Annotated in this window: 7 protein-coding genes; 4 read left to right on the forward strand and 3 right to left on the reverse strand. The window is 39.6% G+C overall.

Annotated features, from left to right (window positions below):
• Positions 1–79: 79 nt before the first annotated feature.
• Entirely contained in the window at positions 80–1663 is a 1584-nt protein-coding gene (gene prfC / locus ABW51_RS09030) for a peptide chain release factor 3 (protein ID WP_053466478.1), read from the reverse strand.
• A gap of 178 nt (positions 1664–1841) precedes the next feature.
• On the opposite strand from prfC, the gene ABW51_RS09035 reads away from it, so the two are divergent.
• Together ABW51_RS09035 and rnb are read left to right on the forward strand one after the other, a co-directional pair.
• On the forward strand, positions 1842–2630 hold the full coding sequence (locus tag ABW51_RS09035; protein ID WP_053466479.1) for an SDR family oxidoreductase: 789 nt from the start codon (positions 1842–1844) through the stop codon (positions 2628–2630).
• A 64-nt stretch (positions 2631–2694) separates the two neighbouring features.
• On the forward strand, positions 2695–4674 hold the full coding sequence (gene rnb / locus ABW51_RS09040; RefSeq protein WP_053466480.1) for an exoribonuclease II: 1980 nt from the start codon (positions 2695–2697) through the stop codon (positions 4672–4674).
• 67 nt (positions 4675–4741) lie between these two features.
• On the opposite strand, the gene ABW51_RS09045 is transcribed toward rnb, so the two are convergent.
• Positions 4742–6133 carry a DegQ family serine endoprotease gene (locus ABW51_RS09045; protein WP_053466481.1) on the reverse strand — a complete coding sequence of 464 codons (1392 nt, stop codon included), beginning with the start codon at positions 6131–6133 and terminating at the stop codon, positions 4742–4744.
• Positions 6134–6326: 193 nt separating this feature from the next.
• Here ABW51_RS09045 and accD point away from each other — a divergent pair, with 193 nt between their 5' ends.
• Both accD and folC read left to right on the forward strand, forming a co-directional pair.
• The gene (accD, locus tag ABW51_RS09050) at positions 6327–7217 is read left to right on the forward strand and encodes an acetyl-CoA carboxylase, carboxyltransferase subunit beta (protein ID WP_053466482.1); all 891 of its coding nucleotides are present in this window, start codon (positions 6327–6329) and stop codon (positions 7215–7217) included.
• Position 7218: 1 nt separating this feature from the next.
• The gene (gene folC / locus ABW51_RS09055) at positions 7219–8523 is read left to right on the forward strand and encodes a bifunctional tetrahydrofolate synthase/dihydrofolate synthase (protein WP_053466483.1); all 1305 of its coding nucleotides are present in this window, start codon (positions 7219–7221) and stop codon (positions 8521–8523) included.
• Positions 8524–8604: 81 nt separating this feature from the next.
• Here folC and ABW51_RS09060 read toward each other — a convergent pair.
• The coding region (locus ABW51_RS09060) for a YadA-like family protein (protein ID WP_197271854.1) at positions 8605–9027 on the reverse strand (423 nt) is incomplete at its 5' end.

Genomic DNA, 9027 nt, shown 5'->3' on the forward strand with positions numbered 1-9027 from the left:
TAAAAAATCTGCACCTCAATTGTTGGTTTGTTGAGTCCAACTTTTGGGGTGCAGATCAATTTCACCGCACTTTGTCATTTTAATGTTCACGAGTTTTGTAAAAAACGACATCAGGATAACGTTCTTGAGCTAAATTCAGATTTACCATTGTTGGCGCAATATAGGTTAAGTTATCTCCACCATCTAAAGCTAAATTTTGCTCATTTTTGCGTTTAAATTCTTCGAATTTTTTCGCATCGGCACATTCCACCCAGCGTGCGGTTGCAACGTTCACATTCTCATAAATGGCTTCTACGTTATATTCAGTTTTTAGACGAGAAACCACCACATCAAACTGCAAGACACCTACAGCGCCCACGATTAAATCGTTGTTCATTAATGGGCGAAATACCTGAACAGCACCTTCTTCTGAAAGTTGTACTAAACCTTTAAGTAATTGCTTTTGTTTGAGAGGATCTCTCAAGCGAATACGGCGGAATAGCTCTGGCGCAAAGTTTGGAATCCCCGTAAATTTCAAGGTTTCACCTTGCGTAAAGGTGTCGCCAATTTGGATCGTACCGTGATTATGTAAACCAATAATATCACCTGCGTAAGCTTCTTCGGCGTGAGCACGGTCGCCAGCCATAAAGGTGAGTGCGTCAGAAATCACTACATCTTTACCAATTCGAACATGTTTTAGTTTCATGCCTTTTTCATATTTGCCTGAAACAACACGCATAAAGGCAACTCGGTCGCGGTGTTTTGGATCCATGTTGGCTTGAATTTTAAATACGAAACCACTGAATTTTTCTTCTGAACTTTCAACGGTTCTTGTATCTGCTTGACGAGATTGTGGTTTTGGCGCCCATTGTGTTAAACCATCAAGGAAATGATCCACACCAAAGTTACCTAATGCTGTCCCGAAAAATACTGGTGTAAGTTCACCTTTAATGAAGGCATCATGTTCAAATTCGTTACTTGCGCCTTGCACTAATTCCAATTCATCGCGAAGTTGTTGTGCTAAATCATCGCCAACGGAGGCATCTAATTCAGGGCTATTTAAACCTTTGACAATCCGAACTTCTTGAATAGTAGAGCCTTGACCTGATTGATAAAGATAGGTTTCATCTTTAGTGATATGATAAACGCCTTTAAATAATTTTCCGCAACCAATCGGCCATGTAATTGGCGCACAACGAATTTTCAGAATATTTTCAACTTCATCTAACAATTCCATCGGATCGCGAATATCGCGGTCGAGTTTGTTCATGAAAGTGATGATTGGCGTATCACGTAAGCGAGTTACTTCCATTAGTTTAATTGTACGTTCTTCAACCCCTTTTGCGGAGTCGATAACCATTAAACAGCTGTCCACAGCGGTTAAAGTGCGGTAAGTATCTTCAGAGAAATCTTCGTGCCCCGGAGTATCAAGTAAGTTCACCAAGCAATCGTTATAAGGAAATTGCATTACGGAAGTGGTAATCGAAATTCCACGTTGTTTTTCCATTTCCATCCAGTCGGATTTTGCATGCGCAGTGGAGCCTTTGCCTTTTACAGAACCTGCTGTTTGAATCGCATTTCCGTATAAAAGTACTTTTTCGGTGATGGTTGTTTTACCTGCATCGGGGTGGGAAATAATCGCAAAAGTGCGACGTTTATTAACTTCTTCTAATGGATAACTCATTGTTTCTTCTTTGTTCAATTAAAAATGTGGGCTATTTTCGCTGATTTTAGGTTTTTGCTCAAACAAATTTGTAAATAAAGTGCGGTTGGTTTTCTTAGAAAAATTGGTCTGCTTTGTACAAAGACAAATTTTCGCTTATACTACGCAAGTTTTTTACGCTAACAATATAGGAAAAATTATGGGTTTCTTAACAGGTAAACGCATTTTAGTAACTGGTCTTGCAAGCAATCGTTCTATCGCTTACGGGATCGCAAAATCAATGAAAGAACAAGGTGCAGAACTTGCTTTCACTTATTTAAACGATAAATTACAACCGCGAGTAGAAGAATTTGCCAAAGAATTTGGTTCTGATATCGTGCTTCCTTTAGATGTGGCAACCGATGAAAGCATCCAAAACTGCTTTGCAGAATTAAGCAAATGTTGGGACAAATTTGATGGTTTCGTACACGCTATCGCATTTGCACCAGGCGACCAGTTAGATGGAGATTATGTCAATGCTGCAACGCGTGAAGGCTACCGTATTGCTCACGATATTAGCGCATACAGTTTTGTAGCCATGGCACAAGCGGCACGTCCTTACTTAAATCCAAATGCAGCTTTATTAACCCTTTCTTACTTAGGTGCAGAACGTGCAATTCCTAACTACAACGTGATGTGTTTAGCGAAAGCGTCTCTTGAAGCGGCAACTCGCGTAATGGCGGCTGATTTAGGTAAAGAAGGTATTCGTGTGAATGCGATCTCTGCTGGTCCTATCCGTACCTTAGCAGCATCAGGTATTAAAAACTTCAAGAAAATGCTTTCTGCATTTGAGAAAACCGCAGCATTACGTCGCACTGTCACTATCGAAGATGTGGGTAACTCAGCAGCATTCTTATGCTCTGATTTAGCATCGGGTATTACCGGCGAAATCGTTCACGTGGATGCAGGTTTCAACATTACCGCAATGGGCGAATTAGGCGAAGAATAATTTTTCTTACATTCTTTTTAGGCAGGCTTTTCAGTCTGCCTTTTCTCTTTTTTAAAATATAACTATGTTTCAAGATAATCCTTTACTCGCACAGCTTAAACAACAAATCCACGACAGCAAAGAGCATGTAGAAGGCGTGGTAAAAAGTACAGATAAAGCCTATGGTTTTTTAGAGTGCGATAAGAAAACCTATTTCATCGCACCGCCTTCAATGAAAAAGGTGATGCACGGCGACAAAATCAAAGCCACCATTGAAAAGCAAGGCGATAAAGAACAAGCCGAGCCAGAAGCCTTAATTGAACCAATGCTGACACGTTTCATTGCAAAAGTGCGGTTCAATAAAGACAAGAAATTGCAAGTTTTGGTGGATCATCCAAGTATCAATCAACCAATCGGCGCACAACAAGCTAAATCCGTAAAAGAAGAATTACAAGAAGGTGATTGGGTGGTTGCTAATTTAAAAACTCACCCATTGCGTGATGATCGCTTTTTCTATGCCACTATTAATCAGTTTATTTGCCGAGCTGACGATGAATTTGCCCCTTGGTGGGTAACATTGGCACGCCACGAACAATCTCGTTATCCTGTGCAAGGCGCTAAAAGTTATGAAATGTTAGATCAACAAACCCGTGAAGATCTGACTGCACTTCATTTTGTGACGATTGACTCTGAAAGCACACAGGATATGGACGATGCCTTATATATCGAGCCTATCGAACAAAATGGTGTACAAACAGGTTGGAAATTAGTTGTCGCGATTGCGGATCCAACTTCTTATATCGCGTTAGATTCTCAAATTGAAAAAGATGCGAAACAGCGTTGTTTCACCAATTATTTGCCTGGCTTTAACATCCCAATGTTGCCACGCGAATTATCTGATGAATTATGTTCGTTAATCGCAAATGAAACGCGTCCAGCGCTTGTTTGTTATATCGAAACGGATCTTGAAGGCAATATCACGGCCAAACCGCATTTTGTTTCGGCTTATGTTCAATCTAAAGCGAAATTAGCTTATAACAAAGTGTCGGATTATTTAGAACAGGCAGATAACGCATGGCAACCTGAAACTCCAGAAATTGCACAGCAAATTGATTGGTTACATCAATTTACCAAAGCACGTATTCAATGGCGTAAGACTCATTCTTTGTTATTTAAAGAAAAACCGGATTATTCTTTTGTGCTGGCTGAAAATGGCAAAGTGGCAGAAATCAAAGCAGAATATCGTCGTATAGCCAATCAAATTGTCGAAGAATCGATGATTATTGCTAACATTTGTGCCGCACAATTCTTAGCAGAGCAGGCTCAAACTGGTATTTTCAATACGCATAGCGGTTTTGATAAGAAATTCTTAGAGAACGCGCACAATTTCTTAATGGCAAATTTAGCCAATGAACAAAATCAAGCTGAGCTTGCAGAGCGTTATTCGGTAGAAAATTTGGCAACATTAAACGGTTATTGTCAAATGCGCCATGATATTGAACCAATTGAAGGTGATTATTTAGAATTCCGTTTACGTCGTTATTTAACTTTCGCTGAATTTAAATCGGAATTAGCACCGCACTTTGGTCTTGGTTTAGAAGGGTATGCGACATGGACATCACCAATTCGTAAATATTCTGATATGGTGAACCATCGTTTAATTAAAGCAGTATTGACACAACAAACTTGTAATAAACCACAAGATGAAGTACTGGCACGTTTACAAGAGGCTCGTCGCCAAAATCGCTTAGTTGAGCGTGATATTGCGGATTGGTTATATTGCCGTTATCTTGCTGATAAAGTTGCATCAAATGCCGAATTTGAGGCGGAAGTACAAGATGTTATGCGTGGTGGATTACGTGTGCAATTATTAGAAAATGGCGCCTCAATGTTTATACCTGCGTCCACTTTACATAATAATAAAGAAGAAATGCAGGTGAATTCTGATGAGATTGCCCTTTATATTAAAGGTGAGCGTATTTACAAAATAGGTGATATTGTGAAAGTGAAACTTACTGAAGTGAAAGAAGCAACTCGCAGTATTGTCGGCGAAATCGTTCAATAAAATTGTTCTTCTTTAAACCGATTTTCAGTGATTGAAAATCGGTTTTTTCTTAAATATATCAAGCAGATTATTGCACTAATAAATAGAAATTACTGTTACCTCGTAAGATATTAAGTGCAACTGCGGAGGGTTCATTTTCAAGCACTTTATTTAATTCACGAATGTTTTCGATCATTTGACGATTAATACCAATAATAATATCGCCCGCTTTTAAACCACGTTGTGCAGCCAGCGAATTAGGTTGAATTTTTGTGATTTCAATGCCTTTAACGCCTTTTGCATCGTAGTCTTTCAATGTTGCGCCATCTAATGCAGGCAACTCAGTTTTTGAGGAAAGTTGGCTACCATCATCCGCTTGTAATTTCACTTTAACATCGTGGGATTTACCGTCTCGTAAGTAAGTCAAGCTAATCTCTTTGCCTGCACCAGTAGTTGCAATTTTTGCACGCATTTCAGCAAAACTTGAGATTTTTTGACCGTTCATCGCCGTGATAATATCGCCCGCTTTAAGACCTGCTTTTTCAGCAGCAGATTTCGGTAAAACTTCGCTCACAAATGCGCCTTGTTGCGCACTTACATTAAAGGCTTTGGCTAAATCAGCATTGAGTTCGCCACCTTTAATACCAAGCAATCCGCGACGCACTTGACCAAATTCTAAAATTTGTTGCACTAAATTGCTTGCTTGATTACTTGGAATCGCAAAGGCAATTCCTGCATTGCCACCGCTTGGAGAAATAATTGCGGTATTAATGCCAATAAGTTCGCCATTTAGATTGACTAATGCACCACCCGAATTACCGCGGTTTACGGCTGCATCGGTTTGAATATAGTTTTCATAAGTGCCACTGTCAGAACCTGTTGAACGACCCAATGCAGAAACAATACCTGATGTCACCGTTTGACCTAATCCAAATGGATTACCAATTGCAACAGTGAAATCGCCTACGCGTAATTTGTCGGAATCGGCAAATTTGATTTCTGTTAAATTACTTGGTTTTTCAAGTTGAACTAACGCAATATCTGATTGTTCATCTTTCCCCACTAATTTCGCTTTAAATTCACGCCCATCTTGTAATTGCACAGTGATTTTATCAGCCCCATCAATAACGTGATTATTGGTTAAAACATAACCTTTGCTTGCATTGATAATGACGCCAGAACCTAAACCACGGAAGTTACGCTTTGACTCTCCACGTCCACCAAATTGTTCGGCAAAACGATCCCCAAAGAAGAATTTAAATTCTTCAGGAATATCATCTTGGAAAGGAGAACGAGAATCTACTTTGGCTTTCCCTTCAACGGAAAGCGTCACCACCGCAGGTTGAACTTTTTCTAACATTGGTGCAAGACTGTTTTGTTCCGAAATAAAACTTGGCAAAGTGGCTTGGGCAACAAATGATGTGCTTAATACACTTAATCCAAGTGCAATGCTATTTAATACAAAACGTGTTTTTTTCATAAATACTCCAAAATAAGGTTTCAGATAACGTGGTCTATAAGACAAAAAAATAAAAAAAATGTTCAATAATAGGAGAGTAGATTATCTTGTTAAAAAGGAAATCGGAGCAGTACAAAAACGCCTTACAAGTAGCAAATTCTATAAATTTATGTTCTAATACGCGCAATTTTCTAGTCAATAAAAAGGTCAAAAAATGAGCTGGATTAACCGAATTTTTAGTAAAAGTCCTTCTTCTTCCACTCGAAAAGCCAATGTGCCGGAAGGCGTGTGGACAAAATGTACTTCTTGTGAACAAGTACTTTATAGTGAAGAACTTAAACGTAATCTTTATGTTTGCCCGAAATGTGGTCATCATATGCGTATTGATGCACGTGAGCGTTTATTAAACTTATTGGACGAAGGTTCAAGCCAAGAAATAGCGGCAGATTTAGAACCAAAAGATATTTTAAAATTTAAAGATCTAAAGAAATATAAAGATCGTATCAGTGCGGCGCAAAAAGAAACGGGCGAGAAAGATGCGCTAATTACTATGACAGGTACACTTTATAATATGCCAATTGTTGTGGCTGCATCGAACTTTGCTTTTATGGGCGGTTCAATGGGTTCTGTGGTTGGTGCAAAATTTGTTAAAGCAGCTGAAAAGGCAATGGAAATGAATTGTCCGTTTGTATGTTTCTCTGCAAGTGGCGGTGCACGTATGCAAGAAGCTTTGTTTTCTTTAATGCAAATGGCAAAAACTAGCGCAGTGCTTGCCCAAATGCGTGAAAAAGGCGTGCCATTTATTTCAGTATTAACGGATCCGACTTTAGGCGGCGTATCAGCAAGTTTTGCGATGTTAGGGGATTTAAATATTGCCGAGCCAAAAGCTTTAATTGGGTTTGCGGGGCCTCGTGTTATCGAACAAACTGTGCGTGAAAAATTACCAGAAGGTTTCCAACGCAGTGAGTTTTTACTTGAGAAAGGGGCAATTGATATGATCGTCAAACGTTCAGAAATGCGTAAAACTTTAGCAAGTGTACTGAGTAAACTAACTAACCAACCTTCTCCTTTTGTAGAACCTGAACTTATTTCAGAAGATGAATAATATGCAACTTAAAGCCACTTCGCCACTCGCTGAGTGGCTTTCTTATTTAGAAAAAAGCCATTTTAAACCCATTGATCTCGGTTTAGATCGTATTAAATCCGTGGCTGAAAAATTGGATTTACTTCATCCCGCTCCTTATGTGATAACTGTGGGGGGGACGAATGGTAAAGGCACCACTTGCCGCTTATTAGAAACGATTTTGCTTAATCACGGATTACGTGTGGGCGTGTATTCTTCGCCCCATTTATTGCGTTATAATGAGCGAGTACGCATTCAAAATCAAGATTTACCCGATGAAGAACATACAGCCTCTTTTGCTTTTATTGATGAAAATAAAACGGAATCACTGACTTATTTTGAATTTAGCACCCTTTCTGCCTTGCATTTATTTAAGCAAGCAAAGTTAGATGTGGTGATTTTAGAAGTGGGGCTGGGCGGACGTTTAGATGCGACCAATATTGTGGATAGCCATCTTGCGGTGATTACTAGCATCGATATTGATCACACCGATTTTCTTGGGGATACCAGAGAAGCCATTGCTTTTGAAAAAGCTGGAATTTTTCGCGAAAATTGCCCTGTCGTGATTGGCGAACCTAATGTGCCGCAAACAATGTTAGATCAGGCTGAAAAATTACATTGCCAAGTTGCTCGACGCAATGTGGATTGGTCATTTGAGCAAAATGCTGAAAATTGGCAATGGCAAAATAAAAAAGTGCGGTTAGAAAATTTACCGTTTTGTCAGATTCCATTGGCGAATGCCGCAACGGCTCTAGCAGCCGTTCAATACTTGCCTTTTGATATTTCAGAACAGACTTTGCGAAAATCTTTGCAAGAGGTGGAGTTGGTCGGTCGTTTTCAAGCAATAAAAGCAGATAAACGTGAAAAATTAGCGGATTACCTTGGCGTACCAGTTGAAACCTTGCCAACAATCATCGTTGATGTGGGGCATAATCCTCATGCCGCAAAATATTTATCTGAAAAATTGACCGCACTTAAACATAGCATCGAGGGCAAAATAATTGCCGTATGTGGAATGCTAAAAGATAAAGATGCAAATGGGGTATTTTCGCATTTAACGCCTATAATTGACGAATGGTATTGTGTGACCTTAGGCGGTTATCGCGGGCAGTCGGGCGATGAATTAGCTGATAAACTGAAAAGTCATTTCCCACACGTTCAAGCTACATCTGATAATTCTGTTATAGATGGTGTGCGTACAGCACTTAAAAGTGCGGTGAAAAATGATGTGGTTTTAGTCTTTGGATCTTTCCACACCGTTGCCGAATTTTGGGCTGTGGTGGAATAAAATTTACCATAAAATAAAGGGCTGACATTTAAAATCAGCCCTTTGTCTTTTTAAAAGGGGATTATCTCCCCAGATTAATGATTACCAATGATAGCCAACACCGACACCCGCTGAATAATCCTTACTGGTATTTGCCGTACCGACAAATTTTACAACGGTTTTCCCATTATCAGACATTCTTGAATAGCTAACGGCCACAGCTGAAGAGCCTGCAGAAATACCACTACCCGCAGCAAACATTGATTTACCCGGAATAGTCGATTGTGGTAATGCAGCCGCAGCAGCGATTGTTGCACTTAATCCATTTACGCGTTTATCAAGTTTATTAACGCGATTTTCAAGATGATGAATGCGTTGGTCCATAATACGGATTTCTTGTGGTTTCATTCCAGTTGGACCTTGAGGACCAATAGGGCCCGTATCTCCTTTATCGCCTTTATCACCCTTATCACCTTTATCACCTTTATCACCTTTATCACCTTTATCTCCTTTGTCGCCTTTATC

The organism is Haemophilus sp. C1, from assembly GCF_001276515.1.
In the GTDB taxonomy this organism is placed as follows: Bacteria; Pseudomonadota; Gammaproteobacteria; order Enterobacterales; family Pasteurellaceae; genus Haemophilus.

What these genes read in the sequence shown, in the direction of transcription:
- prfC (WP_053466478.1), bottom strand. Translation starts at nt 1,663, where the DNA reads ATGAGTTATCCATTAGAAGAAGTTAATAAACGTCGCACTTTTGCGATT.
- ABW51_RS09035 (WP_053466479.1), top strand. Translation starts at nt 1,842, where the DNA reads ATGGGTTTCTTAACAGGTAAACGCATTTTAGTAACTGGTCTTGCAAGC.
- rnb (WP_053466480.1), top strand. Translation starts at nt 2,695, where the DNA reads ATGTTTCAAGATAATCCTTTACTCGCACAGCTTAAACAACAAATCCAC.
- ABW51_RS09045 (WP_053466481.1), bottom strand. Translation starts at nt 6,133, where the DNA reads ATGAAAAAAACACGTTTTGTATTAAATAGCATTGCACTTGGATTAAGT.
- accD (WP_053466482.1), top strand. Translation starts at nt 6,327, where the DNA reads ATGAGCTGGATTAACCGAATTTTTAGTAAAAGTCCTTCTTCTTCCACT.
- folC (WP_053466483.1), top strand. Translation starts at nt 7,219, where the DNA reads ATGCAACTTAAAGCCACTTCGCCACTCGCTGAGTGGCTTTCTTATTTA.